At 60.0% G+C, this 23,123-nt stretch carries 22 protein-coding genes and 2 tRNA genes; 13 read left to right on the top strand and 11 right to left on the bottom strand.

Features of this window, described 5'->3' with window-relative positions; all coding sequences use genetic code 11:
- Positions 1–7: 7 nt before the first annotated feature.
- The 9 genes from CR254_RS01390 to CR254_RS01350 form a co-directional block, all read right to left on the bottom strand.
- The gene (locus CR254_RS01390) at positions 8–2,635 is read right to left on the bottom strand and encodes a nitrate reductase (protein ID WP_097928013.1); all 2,628 of its coding nucleotides are present in this window, start codon (positions 2,633–2,635) and stop codon (positions 8–10) included.
- Positions 2,632–2,964, bottom strand: a complete 333-nt coding sequence (nirD, locus tag CR254_RS01385) for a nitrite reductase small subunit NirD (protein ID WP_097928012.1) — start codon at positions 2,962–2,964, stop codon at positions 2,632–2,634. The genes CR254_RS01390 and nirD overlap by 4 nt, the downstream gene beginning before the upstream one ends.
- Positions 2,961–5,390, bottom strand: coding sequence for a nitrite reductase large subunit NirB (gene nirB, locus CR254_RS01380; protein ID WP_097928011.1), 2,430 nt, complete (start codon positions 5,388–5,390; stop codon positions 2,961–2,963). The genes nirD and nirB overlap by 4 nt, the downstream gene beginning before the upstream one ends.
- Before the next feature lie 5 nt (positions 5,391–5,395).
- Positions 5,396–7,084: an ABC transporter ATP-binding protein gene (locus CR254_RS01375; protein ID WP_180955850.1), complete on the bottom strand. Its 1,689-nt coding sequence runs from the start codon at positions 7,082–7,084 to the stop codon at positions 5,396–5,398.
- A gap of 5 nt (positions 7,085–7,089) precedes the next feature.
- Entirely contained in the window at positions 7,090–8,172 is a 1,083-nt protein-coding gene (locus CR254_RS01370) for an ABC transporter permease (protein ID WP_097928009.1), read from the bottom strand.
- An 83-nt stretch (positions 8,173–8,255) separates the two neighbouring features.
- Entirely contained in the window at positions 8,256–9,623 is a 1,368-nt protein-coding gene (locus tag CR254_RS01365) for a CmpA/NrtA family ABC transporter substrate-binding protein (RefSeq protein WP_097928008.1), read from the bottom strand.
- A gap of 269 nt (positions 9,624–9,892) precedes the next feature.
- Positions 9,893–11,068 (bottom strand): CmpA/NrtA family ABC transporter substrate-binding protein, encoded by a 1,176-nt coding sequence (locus CR254_RS01360; RefSeq protein ID WP_097928007.1) that lies wholly within the window; start codon positions 11,066–11,068, stop codon positions 9,893–9,895.
- Positions 11,065–11,649 carry an ANTAR domain-containing response regulator gene (locus tag CR254_RS01355; protein ID WP_097928859.1) on the bottom strand — a complete coding sequence of 195 codons (585 nt, stop codon included), beginning with the start codon at positions 11,647–11,649 and terminating at the stop codon, positions 11,065–11,067. The genes CR254_RS01360 and CR254_RS01355 overlap by 4 nt, the downstream gene beginning before the upstream one ends.
- Before the next feature lie 106 nt (positions 11,650–11,755).
- Positions 11,756–11,830 (bottom strand) — tRNA-Thr (locus CR254_RS01350).
- 82 nt (positions 11,831–11,912) lie between these two features.
- Between CR254_RS01350 and CR254_RS17825 the strand changes: the two genes are divergently transcribed.
- From CR254_RS17825 to CR254_RS01290, 13 genes are all read left to right on the top strand, one after another.
- Positions 11,913–12,092, top strand: coding sequence for a hypothetical protein (locus CR254_RS17825; protein WP_145996688.1), 180 nt, complete (start codon positions 11,913–11,915; stop codon positions 12,090–12,092).
- Between the two features lie 12 nt (positions 12,093–12,104).
- Positions 12,105–13,370, top strand: coding sequence for a UDP-N-acetylglucosamine 1-carboxyvinyltransferase (gene murA, locus CR254_RS01345; RefSeq protein WP_097928006.1), 1,266 nt, complete (start codon positions 12,105–12,107; stop codon positions 13,368–13,370).
- Positions 13,367–13,843 (top strand): DUF2948 family protein, encoded by a 477-nt coding sequence (locus CR254_RS01340; protein WP_097928005.1) that lies wholly within the window; start codon positions 13,367–13,369, stop codon positions 13,841–13,843. Before murA ends, CR254_RS01340 begins: the two co-directional genes overlap by 4 nt.
- 120 nt (positions 13,844–13,963) lie before the next feature.
- On the top strand, positions 13,964–15,265 hold the full coding sequence (gene hisD, locus CR254_RS01335) for a histidinol dehydrogenase (RefSeq protein ID WP_097928004.1): 1,302 nt from the start codon (positions 13,964–13,966) through the stop codon (positions 15,263–15,265).
- Positions 15,262–15,726, top strand: coding sequence for a UPF0262 family protein (locus tag CR254_RS01330; RefSeq protein WP_097928003.1), 465 nt, complete (start codon positions 15,262–15,264; stop codon positions 15,724–15,726). The genes hisD and CR254_RS01330 overlap by 4 nt, the downstream gene beginning before the upstream one ends.
- A complete protein-coding gene (locus CR254_RS01325; protein WP_097928002.1) occupies positions 15,726–16,172 on the top strand; it encodes an arsenate-mycothiol transferase ArsC in 447 nt (148 codons plus the stop codon). The genes CR254_RS01330 and CR254_RS01325 overlap by 1 nt, the downstream gene beginning before the upstream one ends.
- A gap of 54 nt (positions 16,173–16,226) precedes the next feature.
- Positions 16,227–16,577 (top strand): DUF1428 domain-containing protein, encoded by a 351-nt coding sequence (locus CR254_RS01320; protein ID WP_097928001.1) that lies wholly within the window; start codon positions 16,227–16,229, stop codon positions 16,575–16,577.
- A gap of 4 nt (positions 16,578–16,581) precedes the next feature.
- Complete coding sequence (locus CR254_RS01315; protein ID WP_097928000.1) at positions 16,582–17,196, top strand: LysE family translocator; 615 nt, start codon at positions 16,582–16,584, stop codon at positions 17,194–17,196.
- An 83-nt stretch (positions 17,197–17,279) separates the two neighbouring features.
- Positions 17,280–17,498 carry a translation initiation factor IF-1 gene (gene infA, locus CR254_RS01310; RefSeq protein ID WP_097927999.1) on the top strand — a complete coding sequence of 73 codons (219 nt, stop codon included), beginning with the start codon at positions 17,280–17,282 and terminating at the stop codon, positions 17,496–17,498.
- 13 nt (positions 17,499–17,511) lie between these two features.
- Positions 17,512–18,111, top strand: coding sequence for a Maf family protein (locus CR254_RS01305; protein WP_097927998.1), 600 nt, complete (start codon positions 17,512–17,514; stop codon positions 18,109–18,111).
- Positions 18,108–19,151 carry a ribonuclease E/G gene (locus CR254_RS01300; RefSeq protein WP_097927997.1) on the top strand — a complete coding sequence of 348 codons (1,044 nt, stop codon included), beginning with the start codon at positions 18,108–18,110 and terminating at the stop codon, positions 19,149–19,151. The genes CR254_RS01305 and CR254_RS01300 overlap by 4 nt, the downstream gene beginning before the upstream one ends.
- A complete protein-coding gene (locus CR254_RS01295) occupies positions 19,148–19,327 on the top strand; it encodes a DNA gyrase inhibitor YacG (protein ID WP_097927996.1) in 180 nt (59 codons plus the stop codon). Before CR254_RS01300 ends, CR254_RS01295 begins: the two co-directional genes overlap by 4 nt.
- An 82-nt stretch (positions 19,328–19,409) precedes the next feature.
- Positions 19,410–19,484: transfer RNA gene (locus CR254_RS01290), tRNA-Phe, on the top strand.
- 24 nt (positions 19,485–19,508) lie between these two features.
- Here the strand turns inward: CR254_RS01290 and CR254_RS01285 are convergent.
- Together CR254_RS01285 and CR254_RS01280 are read right to left on the bottom strand one after the other, a co-directional pair.
- Positions 19,509–21,392: a glycosyltransferase family 2 protein gene (locus CR254_RS01285; protein WP_097927995.1), complete on the bottom strand. Its 1,884-nt coding sequence runs from the start codon at positions 21,390–21,392 to the stop codon at positions 19,509–19,511.
- The gene (locus tag CR254_RS01280) at positions 21,393–23,060 is read right to left on the bottom strand and encodes a cellulose biosynthesis cyclic di-GMP-binding regulatory protein BcsB (RefSeq protein ID WP_097927994.1); all 1,668 of its coding nucleotides are present in this window, start codon (positions 23,058–23,060) and stop codon (positions 21,393–21,395) included.
- Between the last annotated feature and the right edge of the window lie 63 nt (positions 23,061–23,123).

Genomic DNA, 23,123 nt, shown 5'->3' with positions numbered 1-23,123 from the left:
TGAAACGTTACTCGGCGGCGACCTGCGCAGTGGCGCGGGCTAGCAATTCGGCGATTTCGGGGCGACACGATCCGCAATTAGTACCGGCGCCAAGGGCGGTGCCTATTGCCTCAACACTCAGCAATTGCTGTTTTTCGATGGCGGTGGTGATGGTGTTCACGCCGACGGACAGGCAGGCGCACAGGATCGGGCCGGGGTCCGGCTGATCACCGGGGCGGCGGCCTGAGAGAACCTGCGGTGCCTCGGTCCCCGGTAGGCCGGCCACATAATCGCGCATGGCAATCACTGGCGAGGGGGACAGGAACAGCGCCGCTTGCAAGATGCCCTCCTGATGAAAGGCTATGCGATGCGTGCCACGCGCAGGGTCCGAGGCGTGCTGGATTTCCGCATCCTGCAACCCGAACAGATCACGGGCCATCTGCTCCCAATCATCGGGGGCGTCCAATCCGGCTAGCTCCATCCGCCAGCCCTGTTCTGTGCGCACGCGGGCCCAATAGGTGCAATTCGGGGTGAGCGGCTGGGCAGAAACGGCAAATCCGTACCAAGCGGCGTTGAACGGCTCAACCGCGACCACGGCTGCCTTGGTTTCCGGCTGGCCTGAAATGGGGTCATTCGCGGATGGGATGACGGCATCCACACGGGCGGCGGGGGCGGTTTCGCCCGTCCAGTGGATCGGCGCGAAAACCTGTCCAGCCGCAACGGCATCGGTGTGACGTGCACGGAAAATCGCACGGCCCTGCGGGCTTCGCACTTGAACCAAGGCAGCGGGTTGCAGGCCCATCGCCGCCGCATCCGCCGGATTGATGTCGAGGAAGGGTTCCGCCAGATGTGCCGACAAACGCGGGGCGCGGGCGGTGCGGGTCATCGTATGCCACTGGTCGCGGATCCGGCCTGTATTCAGGCGGAACGGGTATTTCGGACCCGTCCGCGCAGCAGGGGCGCGTTGGGTCAGGGGCAGCATTTTCGCCTTACCATCCGTATGGAAATAACGACCATCGGCAAAGAAACGTTGCTGACTGCCCTGCGCACGGGCGGGCCAGCGGGTGGGGGGCAGTGCGTCATAGGCTGCGTCATCCATGCCCGTCAGGCCCGAAATGTCGAAGTCACGGCCATGTTGCAGCGCCGCAGTGGCCAGTGCGGCATATTCCGCAAAAATCTCGGCTGGGCTGCTCCAGCTAAAAGCATCAGCCCATCCCATCCGCTGTCCAACTTGGGTGAGGATTTGCCAGTCGGGGCGGGCTGATCCCGGTGCGGGCAGTGCTGCGCGTTGGCGACTAATGGTGCGGTCCGAATTGGTAACGGTGCCCGATTTTTCACCCCAGCCCGTCGCCGGCAGCAAAACATCGGCAAGGCGCGCCGTGTCGGTTTCGCCGGTAATATCGCTGACCACAACAAAGGGGCAATTCGCGATGGCGTCGCGCACTGCATCGGCATCGGGCATGGTGACAGCGGGGTTGGTGTGGATGACCCACAAAGCCTTGATCCGGCCATCGCCAACGGCCCTGAACATATCAACTGCTTTCAGGCCTGCCGTGTCGGGTAGGGGCGCAGCGGCGTTCCAGAATTCACCAACTGTTTTGCGATGCGCGGCGTTTTCCAGGTCCAGATGACAGGCGAGCATATTGGCCAGCCCGCCAACCTCGCGCCCGCCCATTGCGTTGGGCTGTCCGGTGACGGAGAACGGCCCCATTCCGGGGCGACCGATGCGGCCGGTTGCCAGATGGCAATTTAGGATGGCGTTGACCTTATCTGTGCCAGAACTGGACTGGTTTACCCCCTGAGAGAACACGGTGACGACTTTTTCGGTGCGGGTCCACATTTTGCAGAACGTGGCGATGTCGTCTGGCGATAGGCCGGTTTCGGATACATCACCAACCCGCGCCGCTGCCAGCGCGGCGGCAAAGCCGGTCACCGTGGCGTCTAGATCAGGTGCCACCATTCCGGCGGCGTCGATCTGTGTCAGCAGGTGGTTGAACAGGGCCACATCAGTGCCCGGCTGCAATGCGAGGTGCAGGTCAGCGGCATCGCATGTGGCGGTGCGCCGTGGGTCGATAACCACAATCCGCGTGCCATGCTTTGCCCGCGCGGTCAGCAGGCGTTGGTGCAATACGGGGTGGCACCATGCGAGGTTCGATCCAACCAGAACGACCAGATCGGCTTCCTCCAGATCCTGATAGGTGCCCGGAACCGTATCCGTGCCAAAGGCCCGTTTATGTCCCGCAACCGTTGATGCCATGCACAGGCGGGAATTCGTGTCGATATTGGCCGAGCCGACAAAACCCTTCATCAGCTTGTTCGCGACGTAGTAATCCTCGGTCAGCAATTGGCCCGAGACGTAAAAGGCAACGCTGTCGGGGCCATGCTCCGCGATGGTTGCCGTGAACCGATCCGCGACGAGGTCGAGCGTTTCATCCCACTCGGCTGCCTCACCATTGATTTGAGGGGTCAGCAGACGGCCCTGCATTCCCAGCGTTTCGCCCAAGGCGCTGCCCTTGGAACATAGCTTGCCGAAATTGGCGGGGTGGTCGGGGTCGCCGCGAACTTGCAGCCCCCCATCACCGTCAGGGCGCAACAACACGCCGCAACCGACCCCGCAATACGGACAGGTCGAGCGTATGTCGCACCCGCCGCTCATGCCGCGTTGCTCGCCATCAGGTTGGTCGCATCCAGCATGATGCGCCCGCCGTCAACGCGCACGGCGTAGGTTCTGATGGACCCCTCATCCGCGCCCTGTGCCTGACCGGTATTCAGGTCGAACACCCAGTTATGCAGGGGGCAAGTGACCTTTTGCCCATGCACGATCCCCTCGGACAATGGTCCGCCCTTATGCGGGCAGGTGTTGGAGGTGGCGAAGATTTCCTGATCGTCCGTGCGGAACACGGCCACGCAGCCCAGTTTCGTGCGGACAATGCGCGCCCCGCGCAGGGGGATGTCGTCCAATGCGCCAATATCGAGCCAGTTCATTCCGCGGCCTCCAATGTCAGATCTGCAAGGGGGGCGTAGGTGTCGGCCTTCTTGGCCTCCTCGGCCCATGGATCACGGCGGTAGATGGTTTGGGACAGTTCGAACCGCGCGACCAGTGCGGCGCGTTCGTCCAGATCGTCCACGACCCGTTCCTGCACCCAGTCCAGACCCACTTTGGCGATCCATTTATAGGCGCGGTCCAGATATTTGGCGTGCTCGCGGTACAGTTGGACAAAGGCGATGGTGACTTGCATCGCCTCCTCCTCGGTCGGGACCTCGGTCAGGCGCTGGATTTCCTTGAGGTCCATGCCCGCCGCGCCGCCAACGCCGATCTGGTATCCGCTATCGACGCAGATGATACCCAGATCCTTGCACGTTGCCTCGGCGCAGTTACGTGGGCAGCCGGAAACGCCCAGCTTTACCTTATGCGGTGTCCAACTGCCCCACAGGGCGCGCTCCAGCTTGATGCCTAAACCGGTGCTGTCCTGCGTGCCAAAGCGGCAGTGATCCGTGCCGACGCAGGTTTTCACCGTGCGCAGGCCCTTGGAATAGGCGTGGCCGGAAACCAGGCCCGCTTGGTTCAGGTCGGCCCACATGGCGGGCAGGTCCTCACCCTTTACGCCCAGCAGATCGATCCGCTGGCCGCCGGTCACCTTGACCGTCGGGACGTTGTATTTATCCGCTGCATTCGCAATTGCGCGCAGCTCATCCGCATTGGTGATGCCACCCCACATCCGAGGAACGACGCTGAATGTGCCGTCCTTTTGGATGTTGGCGTGCTTACGCTCGTTGATGAACCGGCTTTGCGGGTCATCCTGATATTCGATCGGCCAATCCGCCAGCAGGTAATAGTTCACAGCGGGGCGGCAGGTCGGGCACCCGTTTGGCGTGGTCCAGCCCAGTTCCTGCCAGACGGCGGGCTGGGATTTCAGCTCCTTGGATTTGATCAGCAGGCGCACATCCTCATGGCTGAGATCGGTACATCCGCAGATCGTCGCGGCCTCTGGTGCGGCATAGGAATCGCCCAGCGTGACCTCTAGCAACTGCTCGACCAATCCGGTGCAGGTGCCGCAGGATGCGCTGGCCTTGGTGGTGGCGCGCACGGCGCCTAGATCGGTCGCGCCTGCGCCGATTGCGTCAACGATTGTTCCCTTACAAATGCCATTGCAGCCGCAAATTTCCGCATCAAGCGGTAAGGCTGCAACGGCTGAGAGCGGGTCCGAGGGGGATCCCCCCTGAAATGCAGGGCCAAAGATCAGCGTTTCGCGCATCTCCGAGATGTCGGCCGCGTCCTTGATCAAGCCAAAGAACCAGTTTCCATCTGCCGTGTCGCCATACATCACGGCACCGATCAGGCGGTCTTCCTCAACCACCAGGCGCTTGTAGATACCGCGTGCAGGGTCGCGGAACACGATATCCTCGCGTCCGTCGCCATCGGCGAAATCGCCGGCGCTGAACAGGTCGCAGCCGGTTACCTTTAGCTTCGTGGCCAATTCCTTGCTGGTGAAGACATCAGGGTCGTCCAGCAGGGATTTGGCCACGATTTTGGCCTGATCGTATAGCGGTGCGACCAGACCGAAGAGTTGTCCCCCAAACTCTACACATTCCCCGACCGCCAGAATATCCGGGTCCGAGGTTTCCATTTGCGCGTTCACCGTGATGCCGCGAGCAACATCCAGTCCAGCAGCCGCTGCAAGGCGCGTTTCGGGGCGGATGCCAACGGCCATGACGACCAGATCGGCAGGTAGGATTTCGCCCTCGTCCACCTCAACACCCTCAACATGGGTTTCGCCCACGATCTGCTTGGTGCTGGCCTGTGTGCGGATGGTGATGCCGCGCCGTTCCAGATCCTGCCGCAGCAGGTAACCGGCGGTTTCGTCCAGTTGACGCTCCATCAGGTGCCCCATCAGGTGCACGACGGTCACCTGCATGCCACGTTCGGCCAGGCCAGCGGCGGCCTCCAGCCCCAGCAGGCCACCACCGATGACCACGGCGCGGCCACCACGGGCGGCGGCATCGATCATCGCGTTGGTATCGTCCAGATCGCGGTAGGAGATAACGCCCGCCAAGTCCTTACCCGGAACCGGAATGATAAACGGGGCAGAACCGGTGGCGATCAGCAGCTTGTCATAAGCGACCTCACCATCTGCGCCGGTGACAACTTTGCGCACGGGGTCGATGCCCTGCACCGGCTCACCAAAGCGGCAGGTCACGCCATGTGTCGCGTACCAGTTATCGTCATGGGTAACGATTTCCTCGTAGGTCTTATCGCCCGACAAAACAGGGCTGAGCATGATGCGGTTATAGTTTCCGCGCGGCTCGGCATTGAACAGGGTGATGTCCCAGCCTGCATCCGCATCGATCATGTGTTCCAGAACGCGGCCTGATGCCATGCCAGCGCCGATTACAACGAGTTTCTGTGTCATGTCGCTCACTCCGCTGCGACGGCAGGTGCCGCCGGTTTTGCGTTGGGTTTGGGACGGTTGCCGTGCTCGTATTCCTCAAGGAAATCGAGAACTTCCTGCCGGTAGGTGTAGTAATCGGGATGCTCCAGCAGCGCCTTGCGCGTACGGGGGCGGGGCAGGTCGACATTGGTGATTTTGCCGATCGTGGCCTGCGGTCCGTTGGTCATCATCACGACGCGATCCGCCATCAGAATGGCCTCATCCACATCATGGGTGACGCAGATCGCCGTGACCTTGGTGCGGGACCAGACCTCCATGAGAACCTCTTGCAGTTCCCAGCGGGTCAGGCTGTCGAGCATGCCGAACGGCTCATCCAACAGCAGCAATTTGGGGCTGAGCGCAAAGGCCCGCGCGATGCCGACGCGCTGTTTCATGCCGTTGGACATGGAGCTGGCCTGCTTATCCATCGAGTCCGCCAGTCCGACGCGCTCCAGATAATATTCGATCACATCTTGTCGTTCGGCGCGGGATGCGCGGGGGTAAACCTTGTCCACGCCAATCGCCACGTTCTCCTTGGCTGTCAGCCACGGGAACAGGTTGGGGGATTGGAACACAACGGCGCGTTCGGGATCGGCGCCCAGCACACCGCGGCCATCCAGCGCGATGACGCCCTTGGAGATCTCGTTCAAACCGGCGGCCATGGTCAACACGGTGGATTTACCGCAGCCCGAATGCCCGATGAGGGAGATGAACTCGCCCTTGCGCAGTTTCAGATTGAAGTCCTCGACCACGGTCAGTGGCCCCTTGGGCGTGGGGTAGACCTTATGAACCTGCGAGAAGTCCATGTACCGTTCCACCGCACCCGACGCACCGGCGGCGGCGATTGCGGCGGGTACGCCGTGGATCGGGGTGACGTCGGGCAATTCGCGCCCGCCTTCGATCTTTGCCTCGATCCCGACATCCATAAGGTAGGATGTCACCTTGGATCGCAGCGCCTTGAACACCTCGTCATTGTTCATCGCCATCCGGTCGCGGGGGCGCGGGATGTTGACGGTAACGGGCTCACCTAATGTGCCGTCGGGGTTCAAGGGCACGATGCGGTCGGCCAGCAGAATTGCCTCGTCCACATCATTGGTGATCAGGATGCAGGTTTTTTTGTCCTGCTCCCAGATCTCCAGGATCTCATCCGCCAGATTGGCGCGGGTCAGCGCATCAAGCGCCGAGAGCGGCTCATCCAGCAGCAGCATTTCAGGGTCCATGGCCAAGGCACGCGCCACCGAAACCCGCTGACGCATCCCGCCGGACAGTTCCGCGGGGCGGCGGGCCGCGGCGTGGCTTAGGCCAACCATCTGGATGTAATGCGCGGCCTTGGCGATCTTCTCCGCTTTGCTCAGCTTGGGGTACACCGACTCCACGGCCAGCATCACGTTGCCCTGCACGGTCAGCCACGGCATCAGCGAATAGCTTTGAAAGACCAAGCCACGCTCCGGTCCGGGGCCAGAAATTGGCGCGCCCTTGAATGTGACCGATCCGGTATCCGGCGTTTCCAACCCTGCGATCAGGTTCATCAGGGTGGATTTTCCGGTGCCGGAAAATCCCAGAATTGCCACGAATTCCCCCTCGGCCACGTCGAGGGTGATGTTCTTCAACACCTCCACCCGATATGCGCCTTGGCCGAAGCCCTTGGAGACGTTGCTAAATGTCAGAATGCTCATACCACTCACCGATTGTTCGAGAAGGTGGAGAGCGATTGCAGCGCGTACATCACCCGATCAAGCAGGAAGCCGATGATCCCGATGGTAAAGACAGCCACCATGATCTTGGCCAGGGACGAGGAGGAGCCGTTCTGGAATTCATCCCAGACGAATTTGCCCAATCCGGGGTTCTGCGCCAACATCTCTGCCGCGATCAGAACCATCCATCCAACGCCCAGACTCAACCGCAAACCGGTAAAGATCAGTGGTAGGGAGGAGGGCAGAACCAGCTTGGTAATCTTGGTCCATGTGTTCATCTTCAACACCTTGGAGACGGAGATCAGGTCCTTGTCGATGGAGGCAACACCCAGCGCGGTGTTGATCAGCGTTGGCCATAGCGAACACAGCGTTACCGTGATCGCGGAGACGAGGAACGACTTCGCGAACAGCCCGTCATTATTGGTGTAGACGGCGGAGACGATCATCGTGACGATGGGCAACCATGCCAGCGGGCTGACCGGTTTGAAAATCTGGATCAACGGGTTCAGCGCAGCATTCGCGGTGGCCGACAGACCCGCCGCGATGCCCAGTGGAACCGCGATAACCGTCGCAATCAGAAAACCAAAGAATACCGTCGTGATCGAGGTCCAGATTTGCTGATAATAGCTGGGCGCGCCGGTATAGGGCACGTTGCGCACCTGATCCTCGCGTCCTGCCTCACGCAGGCGTTCGTTGCGGGCCTCTACCTGCGCCTGAAACTGCTCGGCGCGGGCGGCCTTTGCCTGTGCATCCTCATGCAGGTTGATGGCTTCCTCCCACACGGCGGCGGGGCCGGGGATTGCGCCCAGCGATGTCTGAACCGTGGGGGCAAGGGTTGCCCACATCATCAAGAACGCCGCGATGGCCAGCAGGGGCACGCCCAGCTGACGCCAGATCTCACCGACCTGCGCGCGTGGATTGTCGCCCGCAACCGCCTTTAGGATCGGGGTCAGCCACGCTAGTCCGACGACCTGAAGCCATTTATCGACAGCGTTGATACGTGTGAAAAGGCGCGTCCGGCGGGCCTCGCGGGCGGCATCTAGTTCGAACTGGGAATCAGCGGTGCTCATCGCGGATGTTCCTTGATCATCGTAAATAAGGGGGTCGGGCCGGTCGGCATGCGGGTGCGCGTCCGGCCCGAATGTGTAGGGGGTTAGCCCTGCACTTCGTCGCCTACGACACGTTGGTCGTCATGCAGGCCAATCGGCAGGCTGTTCAGATACGCATTGGGCGTGCGGCCATCATATGGAATGCCGTCGATGATATCCTCGGCCGGTGTTGGTGCGCGGTATCCGTCGGTATCCCATGGGAAGTCAGCCTCGTTGGCCAAGCCTTCCTCGACCAGCGAACTTGCGGCCGTCAGATAGATGTCAGGGCGGTAAACGGAGCGTGCGACCTCATCATACCAGCTATCTGGCTGCTGTTCGGCGATCTGGCCCCAGCGGCGCATCTGGCTGAGATACCAAACCGCGTCAGAGTAATAGGGGTAGGTCGCGTAGTAGCGGAAGAACACATTGAAATCAGGCACATCGCGGATGTCGCCTTCCTCGTATTCAAAGGTGCCGGTCATCGAGTTGGCAATAACCTCTGCATCGGCGCCCACATATTCAGGACGAGACAGGATCTCCACCGCTTCCTCACGATTGGCGTTATCGTTTTCGTCCAGCCACATCGCGGCGCGGATCAGGGCGCGCACGATGGCCTGGGTCGTGTTGGGGTTTTCCTCGACGAATTCATGGGTCAACCCGAAGACTTTCTCGGGGTTGTTGCGCCACAATTCATAGTCGGTGATGACGGGCACGCCGATCCCCTTGGACACGGCCTGCTGGTTCCATGGCTCACCCACGGCGTAACCGTGGATTGTGCCTGCCTCCAACGTCGCGGGCATCTGGGGCGGGGGCGTTACGGACAGGTACGCCTCGGCGCCGATTTGACCGGTGATGTTGTCGGGCGAATAGTAGCCGGGATTGATGCCACCCGCGGCCAGCCAGTAGCGCAGCTCGTAATTGTGGGTCGAAACGGGGAACACCATGCCCATGTTGAACGGCTCACCACGGGTGTTGAAATCCTCGATCACGGGGATCAATGCCTCGGCGCTGATCGGGTGCTGTGGGCGGCCATCTTCCATCGAGGGGATGTGTGGGCGCATCATGTCCCAAACCTCGTTCGAGACGGTAATGCCGTTGCCGTTCAGATCCATCGAGAAGGGCGTGACGATATGTGCCTCGGTGCCATAGGCGATGGTCGCGGCCAGCGGTTGTCCGGCCAGCATATGCGCGCCCTGCAACTGCCCGTCGATCACGCCGTCCAGCAGAACCTTCCAGTTGGCCTGTGCCTCTAGCGTTACAAACAGGCCCTCATCAAAGAAATATCCCTGTTCATAGGCGATTGCCAACGGCGCCATGTCGGTCAGCTTGATAAAGCCAAAGGTCAGAATGTCGGTTTCCAGATCCAGCATATCCGCGAAAGTCGGGGATGCGAGGCCGGTTGTCGTGGCGAGAGCGAGGAGCAGTTTCTTCATGTGGAAGGTATCCCAGTCTGAGGATGTCACCCAAATTTCGGGCAATAAAAAAGCCGCCGATGTGAACCACCCAAACGGGCGGAAACATCGAGCGGCTTTGCTCATAGGTGGCCCTGTCATAGGGCGTGTTCTGTTCGGCGGACATCGTTGCCTGCCGGTAATTAGATAAGATCGGAACCGTGCTGAAATCGCAAAGAAAAAATGCCCCCTATAAGGCAACTATTTTGCGATGCACAAAAAATGCACGATTTAGGGGTGATTTTTGTCGGTTATTTGAGCAGCGGCTCGAATATTTGTCCGTCGAAAAATGCATCCCGTGGCAGAATCAAGCGGCCAGCGCGTGAGGCGACCGCCGTATCCTCGGCCAATGCGCCCTCCAGCTTGGCCGAGGCACCAGGCAAATCGGTGCTGGTTGTGGCCATGGCGGCACGGTAAATATCGCTGCGAAATGTGCTGCGCGCACGCTCCGCTGCTTGGTCGGGATCAAGGCCGACACGACGTGCCAGACGTGAGGCAATCCATTCCGCCTGACTGCGCCACGGGAAGTTTGCTGCGCCGCGATGAAATTCGATCAGGTCGGGAACGGATCGCATCTCACCACTTGGGGTAATGACCAATTTTCCGCACAGCGCACGGTCCAGCAATTCGGCTGGCAGGTTCAGCCATTTCGGACGGGCCAGCAACTCTGCGGCTAATATGCGTGAGGACGGATCGCCCAGCCACCGGTTTGCCCGCCAGATTGCGCGGATCAGTGCGTGAACAACGGTTGGCTCTGCCTCGACCCATGCATCGCGCACGGCCAGAACCTTTTCCGGCGCAAAGGCCCAGATGGCGGAGCAGGGCAGCAGCAGCTCGCCCACACCGGTCTCAACCGCTTGGCTGCCCCATGGTTCACCCACGCAAAAGGCGTCGATCTCACCCGCGCGAATGGCCTCACCCATCAGAGCGGGGGGCACCGTGCGTACGGTCAGGTTTTCAGGCGCGGGCAAACCCAGCGCGGTTAGCCAGTAGAAAACCAGCTCCGCATGCATGGAAAACGGGAAGGGCACGCCGATGCGCAGCGGTTTATCGGCTGCTGCAATGAGGGCCAGTCCGGCCGATTTCGCATCGTTAAAGGCAAAATCATGCCCGCCGCCGCGGATACGGGCCGCCAATTCGCGGCTGACCCCGATCACGTTGCCATTGATGCTGAGCACGGATACCGCAGACAGCCCGCCATTCGCACCGCCCAGCCCCAGCGCACCGGCAACCGGCACGGGGGACAGCATATGCGCCGCGTCCAGTCGCCCGATTCGCAACATATCGCGCAGTGCGGACCATGACGGCGCGGCGGAGAGGGACAGGTCGAGGCCTTCCTCAGCCGCGAACCCCATTTCAGCCGCAACGATCAGCGGTGCCGCATCCACCAACGGAATATATCCTAGCGAAACGGGGCGCAGCTTCATGATAGCAGGCCTGCCGCAGTAACCAGCGCCGAGGCGACATCGGCCACCCGCTTACCCTGATCCATCGCTGCCTTGCGCAGGATGGCATAGGCCTCGTCCTCGTTCACGTTGCGGGCCTTCATCACCATGCCCTTGGCGCGGTCGATGACTTTGCGTTCCTCCAGTGCCTTTTTCGTTTCGGCCAGTTCCGTGCGCATCCGCTGAAACATGCGGAAACGGGTAATGGCGGCATCAAGGATCGGTTTCAGGCGGGCCGGTTGCAGGCCATCCACGACATAGGCGGACACGCCTGCCTCAATCGCGGCGCCGGACAGGCCATCCGCAGACTGGTCCACAAACATCGCGACAGGGCGTTCCATCGGGCCAGAGGCCAGCGCCAGCTCCTCCAACGTATCGCGTGAGGGGTTGGCGATGTCGATCAGCACCACATCGGGTTGGTGCGCCTTGATCTGTCGCGCCAGGCCGGTATGGGTTGCGATGACCTGAATGTCAAAATCACCCGCCTCGCGCAGGCTGTCCACAATGGTTAGCGCGCGGTCGCGATCTTCCTCGACGACAATGATGGAGAGCTGTTTTGACATGGCGGTCAGCTTAGGCATGCCGCATGCGCGAAGTAAAGATGCTGCGCGTGCGAAGCCGCTGACTGCATCAAGCGATCATCAGGGGAATTGTATGTGATCTGAAATATGGTGCTGCCGGTGAGATTTGAACTCACGACCTCTCCATTACCAATGGAGTGCTCTACCCCTGAGCCACGGCAGCGTTGGCGCGTCTTTTAGCCGATTCATCAGGGTACGCAACCCCAATCTGGACCAAGAGCGATAACGTCACTATGTCACGTGACATGAGCGACAAAGATAGCAGAACCGAAGAAACAAAACGGGCGGACCGCGTAAGGGCTGAACGGCTTGCCGCGCAGCTGCGCAGCAACTTGCGCAGACGCAAGACGCAGACCCGTGCGCGTAAGGATGCTGACGAGAAAGCCCCCCTGCGGGATGATGGTTCAGCGTCCAAACAGGACTGAAAGAGGCAGAAAATGGATAAAATCATCGTTCGGGGCGGGAATCGTCTAAATGGACGCATCCCGATTGCTGGCGCGAAAAATGCGTGTTTGACGTTGATGCCTGCTGCATTGCTGTCGGCGGAACCGCTGACCCTGACCAATGCACCGCGGTTGAGCGACATCCGCACCATGACGGAATTGCTATGTTCGCTGGGATGCGAGGTTGCCAGCCTGCAAGATGGTCAGGTTCTGGCGTTGGGCTGCAAGGAAATCACGAATCACACCGCCGATTACGATATCGTTCGTAAAATGCGCGCATCGATTCTGGTGCTGGGCCCGATGCTGGCCCGTGACGGCCATGCTGTCGTCTCACTGCCCGGCGGCTGTGCTATTGGCGCGCGCCCCGTTGATATGCACCTCAAGGCGCTGGAGGCAATGGGCGCCGAGATCGAATTGAGCGACGGTTACGTCCACGCCAAGGCTCCTGATGGATTGCAGGGCGCAGATTTCGAATTCTCGGTTGTATCGGTTGGCGCGACGGAAAACGCGCTGATGGCGTCCACCTTGGCCAAGGGCACAACCGTCCTGCGCAACGCCGCGCGTGAGCCCGAGATTGTCGATCTGGCCAATTGCCTGATCGCGATGGGCGCGGATATTTCTGGCGCTGAAACCGGCACAATCACGATCAACGGGGTTGAGAAGCTGCACGGCGCGACCCACCGCGTTGTGACCGACAGGATCGAGCTGGGCACCTACATGCTGGCCCCGGTGATGACTGGCGGCTCGGTTGAGCTGTTGGGCGGTACACGCGCACTGGTCGGTGCCTTTGCCGATAAGCTGGAGGAGGCAGGCGTCACCGTTGAGGAAACGCCCGAGGGCCTGCGCGTGACCCGTGGTGATACACCGCTGAAACCACTGCATGTCGTGACGGAGCCTTATCCGGGCTTCCCTACCGATTTGCAGGCGCAGATGATGGCGATGCTGACGCTGGCCGGTGGGGAAAGCGTGCTGGAGGAGCGGATTTTCGAAAACCGCTTCATGCACGCCCCTGAATTACAACGTATGGGCGCGGATATCGTGGTTAAGGGCGGCACAGCCCATGTTCACGGACCGGTTGACCTAAAAGGTGCCAAGGTGATGGCGACCGATCTGCGGGCTTCGGTCTCGCTGATCCTCGCCGGTTTGGCGGCTGAGGGGGAAACCTCGGTCAGTCGGGTCTATCACCTCGATCGGGGTTATGAGAACGTGGTCGAGAAACTCTCCGCCTGTGGTGCGGATATCGAACGGGTGGCAGAATGACGGTAGAAGATGCAAGCTTTGCAGATGGAGGCGAAAGCCCGCTGCGTTTGATGGTCGCAGATGCTGACGACCTGCGGGTGCTGTCGGCGCTGTGTCAGGACGCGGTCGCACAAACGTCCGAAACCTCGTGGAAGGCGTCGCGCCGCGAATTCGCGCTGCTGCTGAACCGGTTCCGCTGGGAATACCATGCGGGCCGTTCGGGTCAGCCGGCAGAACGTGTTCAGTCCACGCTGGTCATCAACGATGTCACACGGGTGCGCGCCAATGGCGTTGATCCCAAACAGCGCGATCTGGTGATGTCGCTGCTGGCGCTTGAGTTTGTTGAGGGTAAGGACGGGCAGGGCGCGTTGACGCTGGTTCTGGCAGGCGACGGCGAAATCGTGCTGGAGGTTGAGAGCCTGAATCTGACCCTGACCGACGTAACACGGCCCTATCTGGCCCCGTCGCGTAAGATGCCAGATCACGATCTGTAATCGATCTGATAGGTGAAATCCCCGCCGGTTGCACCGGCGGGGACTGCGCTGCGGCGCAATGTTGGCTTGAGATACAAATCGTTGCGGGCTAAGCCGGATATGCAACTAGATGAGCGATCCATGCCCCAGTTTCTGTCTACTACCAATCCCGATTTCGAAACGGCCTTCACCGAGCTACTAGGGATGAAGCGCGAATCCGATGCGGATGTTGATGCCGCCGTCGCTGCGATTATCGCGGATGTGCGCGCACGCGGTGATGCCGCGCTGATCGAATATACCGCCCGCTTTGACCGCCTGACGCTGACGCCGGAAACCCTCGCCTTTACCGAGCAGGAGATCGACGCTGCGATTGCAACTGTTCCGCCGGCTGAGCGTGAGGCGCTGGAACTGGCCGCAGCCCGTATTCGCGCCTATCACGAACGTCAACGCCCCGATGATGCCCGCTGGGTCGATGATAGCGGTGCGGAGCTTGGCTGGCGGTGGAGCGCGGTTTCCGCTGCGGGCCTGTATGTGCCGGGCGGCTTGGCCTCGTACCCATCCTCGGTCCTGATGAACGCAATCCCCGCGCAGGTCGCAGGGGTGGAGCGGTTATGCATCTGTGCGCCAACCCCCGATGGCATCGCAAACCCCTTGGTTCTGCTGGCGGCGCGTCTGTCTGGGGTGGAAACGGTCTATCGCCTAGGCGGGGCACAGGCCGTGGCCGCAATGGCCTATGGCACCGAAACCGTTCAGGCGGTGGATAAAATCACTGGCCCCGGCAATGCATTTGTCGCGGCGGCAAAGCGGCGCGTCTTTGGCCAAGTCGGCATTGATATGATCGCGGGCCCCTCGGAAATTCTGGTTATCGCGGATGCGGATAATGACCCCGACTGGGTCGCCGTGGATCTGTTGAGCCAAGCCGAGCATGACGAAAGCGCGCAATCCATCCTGATTACCGACGATTATGACTTCGGTCAGGCGGTCGCCGCTGCGGTTAATAAACGTCTGGAAACGCTGGAGCGGCGCAAGATTGCCGGCAAAAGCTGGGATGATTTCGGCGCTGTCATCACCGTGCGCAATCTGGATGAGGCAATTGCCCTGTCCGACCGCGTCGCGCCGGAGCATCTGGAACTGGCCTGTGCCGATGCACAGGGGGTCTCCGAGCGGATTCGCCATGCCGGCGCGATCTTCATCGGCGCATGGACGCCCGAGGCGATTGGCGATTATGTCGGCGGCCCGAACCACGTGCTGCCCACGGCGCGGTCGGCGCGGTTCTCATCCGGCCTGTCCGTGCTCGACTTTATGAAACGTACAACCTTGGCCCGTATGACGCCCGAGGCACTGGCCGCGATTGGCCCAGCGGCCGAAACCCTCGCCATATCCGAGGGGTTGGAGGCGCACGGCCTGTCCGTTCGCGCCCGTTTGGAGAGGTTGAACAAATGAGATGCCTGACCAAAATCGAGCTGGACGATGCAGGCCTGCCCCCACCTACGCCGGAAATAGAGCAGGAGCGTAAGGTCGCCCTGTTCGATCTGCTGGAGGAAAACGCCTTTTCCCCCGTGGGCGCGCCTGATGGGCCGTATCACCTGTTCCTGTCGATTCAGGACCGGCGCTTGGTCTTTGATGTGCGGTCCGAGGGGGATGACGCGGTTGGCGCATTCCACCTGTCGCTCAGCCCGTTCCGGCAGGTGATCAAGGATTACTTCCAAATCTGCGAGGCCTATTTCGAGGCCGTAAAACGTCTGCCCCCCGCCCAGATCGAGGCGATCGATATGGGGCGTCGCGGCATCCATGACGAGGGCAGCCGTATTCTGGCGGAGCGGTTGGAGGGCAAGGTCGTCACCGATCACGCAACCGCACGACGTCTGTTCACGCTGATCTGCGTCCTGCATTTCAAGGGTTGATGGCGCTGCGTCCAACATCCGTTCTTTTCTGCTGTGACTACAATGCCGTCCGCTCTCCCATGGCTGAGGGGATGCTAAAACAGCGCTTTGGCACATCGATTTATGTGCAATCCGCAGGCGTGCGCCACGATCAGGAAATCGACGGTTTCGCGATTCAGGTCTGTGCTGAAATTGGCGTGGAGCTGTCGCGTCACCGCTCCCGCTCGTTCGAGGAAATGGCGGAATGGGGCGATGATCTGGGCGCGTTTGATATGATTGTCGCGCTCAGCCCTGCCAGCCTGCGCCACGCGCATGAGCTGACGCGCAGCACTGCGGTGCAGGTGGTTTACTGGCAAATCATGGACCCCACCGGCCTGGCCGAGGGGCGTGAGGAGCGGTTGGAGCATTACCGCAATGCGCGTGGCCAGATACTGAGCCGCATTACGGATGCTTTCGGCGAACCTTAAGGTTGCTTGCCGCGTGTTCCTCTGGCTTCATGATCCCCGAAACAGGAGGTTATCATGAGCTATGTTCAAGGATTTCTCGTCGCCGTTCCGGTGGAGCGTAAGGAAGAATACCGCGCAATGGCGCAGGAAATGTGGCCCTATTTCAAATCCCTAGGGGCGATTTCAACCACCGAATGCTGGCAGGATGATGTGGCCGATGGTGAGGTCACGTCCTTCCCGATGGCGGTAAAACTGGAGGAGGGCGAGGCGGTGGTTTTCTCATGGATCATCTGGCCCGATGCCGCGACCTATCAGTCGGCGTTCGAGGCGATGATGAACGATCCTGAAATGGCCGATATGGAAATGCCCTTTGATGGCAGCCGCATGTTATGGGGCGGGTTCAAACCGTTTTTCGAGGGGGCTTAAGCAGATGTTGTTTGAAACTTGGCTGGCATTTGCGATCGCATCCGCCGTTCTGGTGGCGATTCCCGGTCCTACGGTGATGTTGGTGGTCAGCTTCGCCTTGGGGCAGGGGCGGCGATCCGCTTGGGCCACGGTGCCCGGTGTGGCGCTGGGGGATTTGGTGGCGATGGTCATCTCGCTCGCAGGGGCGGGGGCGGTGCTGGCGGCATCAGCGACGGCATTCACTGTGCTGAAACTGGCCGGCGCGGTCTATCTGATCTGGCTGGGATACGGGCTGTGGCGTAGCACGCCAAAAACGCTTGAGGCAAAGCCCGCAACGGGGCGGCGATTGTTTCGCGACAGTTTTACCGTGACCGTGCTGAACCCCAAGGGGATCGTGTTTTTCATCGCCTTCGTTCCCCAATTTATAAATACGTCCGCGCCGTTATTGCCCCAAACCTCAATCCTGATTGCGACTTTTGTTGCGTTGGGGTCCCTAAATGCGCTGCTTTGGGCGCTGGCAGCGGGAACAATGCGGGATCGATTGACCTCAATTCGGGCGCAACGGATGATCGGACGGGTCGGTGGCAGCTTTCTAATCTTGGCCGGATTGGTCACAGCACTGACACGACGCGTGGCGTAGGGCTTGATTTCCCCGCATTTAAGGCCCATATCCGGCCTCGCACAGGCAACCGCCTGTTTGTGATTAACTACGCTGGAGTAAGCATGGCTAAAGAAGAGCTGCTTGAATTTCCCGGGGTCGTGATCGAACTTTTGCCGAACGCGACGTTTCGGGTGAAGCTCGAAAATGACCATGAGATCATCGCGCATACCGCAGGTAAGATGCGCAAGAACCGCATCCGCGTGCTGGCGGGTGATAAGGTTCAGGTCGAAATGACCCCCTATGACCTGACCAAGGGTCGGATCAATTACCGCTTCAAGTGATGGGGCCGCAGAAATGCGCCCCCCCGCAGCGCCGCGCCTGACATTGGCGTCGGCCTCCCCGCGCAGGCGGGAGCTGCTGGCACAGATCGGCGTCACACCTGACGCGATCATACCCGCTGATATTGACGAAAGCCCCCTGACAGGTGAGCTGCCGCGCCCCTATGCCCTGCGTTTGGCGCAGGAAAAGGCGGCGGCTGTTGACGTGCCCGGATTGGTGCTGGCTGCGGATACGGTTGTATCTGCTGGACGCCGGATCATGGGCAAACCCGTTGATGCGGCCGAGGCCGAGAAGTTTCTGACCCTGCTGGGCGGACGTCGCCACCGCGTGACGACGGGCATCGCCCTGCGCCGCGCCGATGGTTTTGTGTCGGCGAAAACGGTTGAAACCGCCGTGAAGCTCAAACGCCTGTCCGCCGCCGAACTGAACGCTTACCTCGATAGTGGTGAGTGGCAGGGCAAGGCGGGCGGTTACGCTATTCAGGGGATCGGTGCTGCCTTTGTGCCATGGATTTCCGGTAGTTATACGAATGTTGTCGGCCTTCCCCTGACGGAGGTGGCCGGTCTGCTCAACGCGGCGGGATATCCGCTGACCTATGCCGGAGTAGCCGCATGAAGGGCCGCATCATCGCCATCCAACCCCGCAGCGACGGGGCGGGCAATATGGCCGCACTGATCGAGGATGGACGGCTGGAGGACCTGATGGTCGATCCGGCCGAGGATGCAGGCCTGCAACCCGGTGCGATCTGTCGCGGCGTGATGGAGCGTCCGCTAAAGGGGCAGGGCGCCGCGATTGTGCGCCTGCCTGACGGGCAAAGGGGCTGGTTGCGGGAACCGAAGGGGATCTCCCCCGGCATGTCGATTCTGGTTCAGGTTTCCACCCATGCGGAGCCGGGTAAGGCGACGCCTGTGACCCTGCGCCTGACCTTCAAATCGCGTTACGCCATCGTGACCCCCGGTGCGCCGGGCCTGAACGTGGCCCGCTCTATTCGGGATGAGGAGGCGCGCGACCGGCTTGAATTGCTGGCGCGTGAGGGGATGGACGGCGCAGAGGGCCTCGGGCTTGTGCTGCGCACCGCCAGCGAGGGTGCATCGGATGAGGATGTCGCTGCGGATATCGAGGATATGCGCCAATTGGCGGAAGCTGTGCTGGCCGATGACGGAAAGGGGCCGGAACTGCTGGTCGATGCCCCCGATGTTGCGACCCGCGCTTGGCGCGATTGGCCTGAGCCGGAAATGGTGGCCGAGGGTGAAGCCGCCTTTGACGATCACGGCGTGTCGGATGTGCTGCACGAATTGCGCTCGATTCGCGTCAATCTGGGCGGTGCGGCATGGATGGCGGTTGAGCCAACCTCCGCATTGGTTGCCATCGACGTGAACACGGGCGGCGATACGTCGCCTGCTGCGGGCCTAAAGGCAAATATCGCAGCGGTTGAGGCATTGCCTCGTGCGCTGCGCCTGCGCGGTCTAGGCGGGCAGATCGTGGTCGATTGCGCCCCGATCTCGAAAAAACAGCGCCTTGATGTCGAGGCCGCCGCACGACGTGCGTTCAAGCGTGACACGGTGGACACCCAGCTGGTCGGTTGGACCCCGCTGGGCCACTTGGAATTCCTGCGCAAACGCGAACGGATGCCCCTTCGTGAGGTGCTTGGATGAAATGCGCCATCTGTGATCGTGAAAGGGACGAAAAATACCGCCCATTCTGTTCAAAGCGCTGCGCGGATGTCGATCTGGCCCGTTGGCTGGATGGCAGCTATTCCATTCCGGATGAGGGCTCGGATACCCATGATGCACCCCCGCCGGTGCCAATTTTTCGCGGCGATGACGTTTAATGATTCCAGAGCCCAAAAAGGCTCTGGACACCCCGCTGGACCTGTTCTAAACCCAGCGCACCCGAGGGAAACCTCACCCGATGCCCGGGTAGCTCAGGGGTAGAGCAGCGGATTGAAAATCCGCGTGTCGGTGGTTCAAATCCGCCCCCGGGCACCATTTTACCCTAGATGTGATAGTGCCTTAGCGATTGCTAATTCTGCTTCGCCAACTTCTTTTTTTCCTAGGGAATGCAGCAACATTCACGTCCGGACGATCAATATTCGTATCGCGGTATAGTGATTCTGTTTTCAGACGCTGGTTGATTGTCAGCATCGACTCCAGCGTGAAATAGGATCGCAGCATCCGGAACAGCATGTATTCGGGCAGGTACAATATTTGCCAGAAATACCCGTTGAGAACGAGCGCAGTGATTGAGGCCAGCAGCGGCGCGCCAAGCACAACAGCCAACACCGCTTGCCATTGCAAGACCTCTATCGGTTTGAAATTCCCGAAATACTCGATCATGCCAAACAGGATCAACGGAACCATCATGGATCTGCGCGCGGAGTTGACCAGCATGTAGGGTAGGATCACCTTGCCCCGAAATGTGATCTTGCTTGAAAATACCACGGTCCGACAGCGTGCTGTGACGTGGTAGACGGACCTGAACCAGCGCAGGCGTTGTTCACGCATATGGGCGTAGCTGTGCGGCACCTCGGATATATAGCGCACCTCGGGATCGATAATCAGACGATAGCCCAGCTCGCCGATGCGCAGCGACATATCGGTATCCTCACCATTCATGCCGCCCACAAAACCGCCCAGCTTGCGCGGCAGCTCGGTTCGGAAAATCACGAACATGCCGGGCACGCCGACCAGCCCGTTAATCGCGGCTAGGCTGACCGAATACATGCCGTGCTTTACCACGGATTCAACATAGCGGGCGTGATCAAAGGGCCCGTCACCGGGGGGCAGGGGCAATCCACCGACGACGCCAACCGAGGCTGATTTGAAATAGGTCATAGCCCGCGCAAACGCATTGGGACGGACCACGGTATCAGCATCAATCCGTACGAAGTAATCTGTCCGCACATTGGCGAGCGCCAGGTTCAGCGCATTCGCCTTACCGGGGCGGGGTTCCTGCAAAACGGTAACATGGGCGTTCGTCAGTTCCGCAGCGACGGCCACGGCAGCCTCGTATGTATTGTCGCTTGATGCATTGTCGACGAACAGAACCGTAACCTGCCCCTGATAAACAGCGGCGGCACCGTCGATGCCCTCCAATGTGCGGCGTACGATATGGCTCTCGTTATGGGCGGGGACAATGACGCTAATGTCGGGGTGATAGGTCTTGGACCGGAACATCATCTGATCCAGCAGGCCACCTAGGTACAGCACCAGGAAAAAGGCCGGAATGAACAGAAAAACGCCCGGCCCGATGCCCCCCATTAGCGCATGCGCTCGCAGCCAGTGCACGGTCGTGGCATCCATGTTGGTGACATAGATCGCCACACCCGCGCTCAATAGTGCGACCAGTGAGGCACGGGTGAGCGTTTCAATGTTACGGCTATTATCAATGGTCATTGGAACACTGGGCGGCATGCGGCCACGTTCCAGCAACTTGATCGAGAAGACACCGAATCCCATGATCCCCGATAGAATTTCGATAACAGATAGCGGGAATGAAATGGCGAAGGTCTTATAGGCCGCCATGCTGGCCAGATCGATAGCAAGGCAGATCAGGGCGAATGTCAGGTATAGATCCAGCCCCATGAGAAGCTTTTTCCACGGGTTTGCGTGGCAAAAAACTGCATAGGCCGCGAAGAAGGACAGGATGAAGACGCGTACGGAAATACTATGGGTTCCGTCATAGTAGCCGATCACCAAATCCCCTGATGGAAACAGCTCCCGCATTGCTGGCAGAATGGTGACGGCCAGCAGCATCGCAACGCTGATAGCTGAGAAAACCAGCAGCAATGCAGGAACATACCACAGTGGAACAGGGTGGGAGAGCCCCTTGGGCATCGAGTCAACGGATGCAAAGGCCGTAGGCGCATTCCCCTCAATCGGTTGGATCGGGTCCACTTACTCCTCCTGCACCGATATTGGTGGCTGTATCAGGGGGGTGGGCCACTGTGCCGGTACAACCAGTTCAGGGATGGCGACAATGGCGATAATGCGTGGTCCCTCGTTCAATAGAAAATCGGAAACCGACAGGGCATTCATGGCGACCTGATTATAGGGCAGTTCGCCCGGTGCCGACTGGCTGGGCCAGACCAGTCGGAAATTGTGATCGGGATGTATTGCAGTCATTTCTGAAACGCGCTGCTCTAGCTCGCGCCGGGTAACGATATGCACGAATGCACCAGTTAGGTCCGGTGTGTTGGTCGCAGTCCACTGTGTGCGCTCACCAAACGTATCGGCCAGAAATTCCACGGTGCTAGAGGCCTCCGCTGCATTCAGGTCGTTCGAGACATCTAGCTGGATTACACCGGTCAATGCATTGATGAAGTTACCGATGATTGCGTTGGGTGCAGGTACCCCCCCTTGCAGCGCGGTGGATGCATGTAGTTGCGCCATGATGGTTGAACCGCCAACACAGATACCGTCCTGATCAATATCCGAGCTGATGAGCCTGATTTCGATGTTGTTCGAGAATTGGTGCATTGATTGCGGCAGAGCAATACTTCGCTCGATCTCCAATGTGTCACCCGAGAAACGCTCTGCAAAAATTGATTGATCATTCAACGTGACCGAAACCAGCCACTCAGCATCGGGCTGCAATCCGGATACAGTCATTCCGATATCTAGATCGGTCGGATATTCGGCCTTTGGCGTAGTGCGCAGGTCGTAATCATATCGCCACGCGGTCTCATATGAGAAAAAGCGTGCCTCGCGGTTCGCGTCGTCTAACGCAAAATAGATTGGCCATGTGGGGCGGTCATATTCGCGGCGTGCATTTTGCATGATGTGATCTGCGACCAGCAAATCCTCATCGGTCATGACCACAGCAGTGGGGCAACGCTGGGCGGCAACCGGTACAAAATTGGTGCGGATATCCCGTAATCGTTGATCCACACCAAAGGCGATGAGCTGCTCGTAGTTGGTTCCCACATGGGTTTCGGGCCATTGCATTTGGTAGGGATTGCCAGTGGAGCGGAGGCGGTCGTTCAGGTCCTCTAGCGGCCCTTCAGTCACCAACTCGATGCGGCTGGAGGGTTCGATCCGTATAATCATGCCGCCATTCCAACTGGACTGGCATATCGTTGATGGAAACGCGCCAAACGCGGCCAAGTTTACCTCTAGCTGACTATGCGTCAGATCCGAGGGCAGCAGATCAACCCGAATTTCGCGTGAGGAAACGCCTTCCTCCAGAATGATCTCACCCCGCCGTTCACCATTTACGTTAACGCGCAGGCGCCCCACAGATTCGGGCTGTAGATTGGTCGCAACGTCTAGGATCAGGATGCCGGACACGACTTGGACCGATTTGGGCATATTGAACGAAACCGCATTATATCCCGGCGAACCGGCAAGCGCGGTCCAGGTGTCGCTTTCCCGCACGATAAAGGTGTGCTGGTTCACTCCTTCTGTAACCTCACAGGCCTCCGGTGGTAGTGAGGATACGAGATCATGTGAAATACGGTCCTCGCGGTTCAGCCCGACCAGCCCCTGCACATCGGGTTGCAGAAACACAAATCGCGCCAACGCGAACAGGAAAATCGTTAACAGTGCTACGCCAAGAATACGCATGTGACCCCCAGTTGCAGTGCCCTTTGCGTCCGCAATTGGGCGCAAAGGTTAACGTCGCTTCGG

Source organism: Pontivivens marinum (assembly GCF_900231835.1).
Lineage (GTDB): Bacteria > Pseudomonadota > Alphaproteobacteria > Rhodobacterales > Rhodobacteraceae > Pontivivens > Pontivivens marinum.
The sequence above is the reverse complement of the archived record's forward strand: the minus strand, read 5'-3'. Positions and strand labels throughout refer to the sequence as shown.

Coding starts and splice junctions, on each gene's coding strand:
- CR254_RS01390 (WP_097928013.1), bottom strand. CDS start 2,635: ATGAGCGGCGGGTGCGACATACGCTCGACCTGTCCGTATTGCGGGGTC.
- nirD (WP_097928012.1), bottom strand. CDS start 2,964: ATGAACTGGCTCGATATTGGCGCATTGGACGACATCCCCCTGCGCGGG.
- nirB (WP_097928011.1), bottom strand. CDS start 5,390: ATGACACAGAAACTCGTTGTAATCGGCGCTGGCATGGCATCAGGCCGC.
- CR254_RS01375 (WP_180955850.1), bottom strand. CDS start 7,084: ATGAGCATTCTGACATTTAGCAACGTCTCCAAGGGCTTCGGCCAAGGC.
- CR254_RS01370 (WP_097928009.1), bottom strand. CDS start 8,172: ATGAGCACCGCTGATTCCCAGTTCGAACTAGATGCCGCCCGCGAGGCC.
- CR254_RS01365 (WP_097928008.1), bottom strand. CDS start 9,623: ATGAAGAAACTGCTCCTCGCTCTCGCCACGACAACCGGCCTCGCATCC.
- CR254_RS01360 (WP_097928007.1), bottom strand. CDS start 11,068: ATGAAGCTGCGCCCCGTTTCGCTAGGATATATTCCGTTGGTGGATGCG.
- CR254_RS01355 (WP_097928859.1), bottom strand. CDS start 11,649: ATGTCAAAACAGCTCTCCATCATTGTCGTCGAGGAAGATCGCGACCGC.
- CR254_RS17825 (WP_145996688.1), top strand. CDS start 11,913: ATGAGCGACAAAGATAGCAGAACCGAAGAAACAAAACGGGCGGACCGC.
- murA (WP_097928006.1), top strand. CDS start 12,105: ATGGATAAAATCATCGTTCGGGGCGGGAATCGTCTAAATGGACGCATC.
- CR254_RS01340 (WP_097928005.1), top strand. CDS start 13,367: ATGACGGTAGAAGATGCAAGCTTTGCAGATGGAGGCGAAAGCCCGCTG.
- hisD (WP_097928004.1), top strand. CDS start 13,964: ATGCCCCAGTTTCTGTCTACTACCAATCCCGATTTCGAAACGGCCTTC.
- CR254_RS01330 (WP_097928003.1), top strand. CDS start 15,262: ATGAGATGCCTGACCAAAATCGAGCTGGACGATGCAGGCCTGCCCCCA.
- CR254_RS01325 (WP_097928002.1), top strand. CDS start 15,726: ATGGCGCTGCGTCCAACATCCGTTCTTTTCTGCTGTGACTACAATGCC.
- CR254_RS01320 (WP_097928001.1), top strand. CDS start 16,227: ATGAGCTATGTTCAAGGATTTCTCGTCGCCGTTCCGGTGGAGCGTAAG.
- CR254_RS01315 (WP_097928000.1), top strand. CDS start 16,582: ATGTTGTTTGAAACTTGGCTGGCATTTGCGATCGCATCCGCCGTTCTG.
- infA (WP_097927999.1), top strand. CDS start 17,280: ATGGCTAAAGAAGAGCTGCTTGAATTTCCCGGGGTCGTGATCGAACTT.
- CR254_RS01305 (WP_097927998.1), top strand. CDS start 17,512: ATGCGCCCCCCCGCAGCGCCGCGCCTGACATTGGCGTCGGCCTCCCCG.
- CR254_RS01300 (WP_097927997.1), top strand. CDS start 18,108: ATGAAGGGCCGCATCATCGCCATCCAACCCCGCAGCGACGGGGCGGGC.
- CR254_RS01295 (WP_097927996.1), top strand. CDS start 19,148: ATGAAATGCGCCATCTGTGATCGTGAAAGGGACGAAAAATACCGCCCA.
- CR254_RS01280 (WP_097927994.1), bottom strand. CDS start 23,060: ATGCGTATTCTTGGCGTAGCACTGTTAACGATTTTCCTGTTCGCGTTG.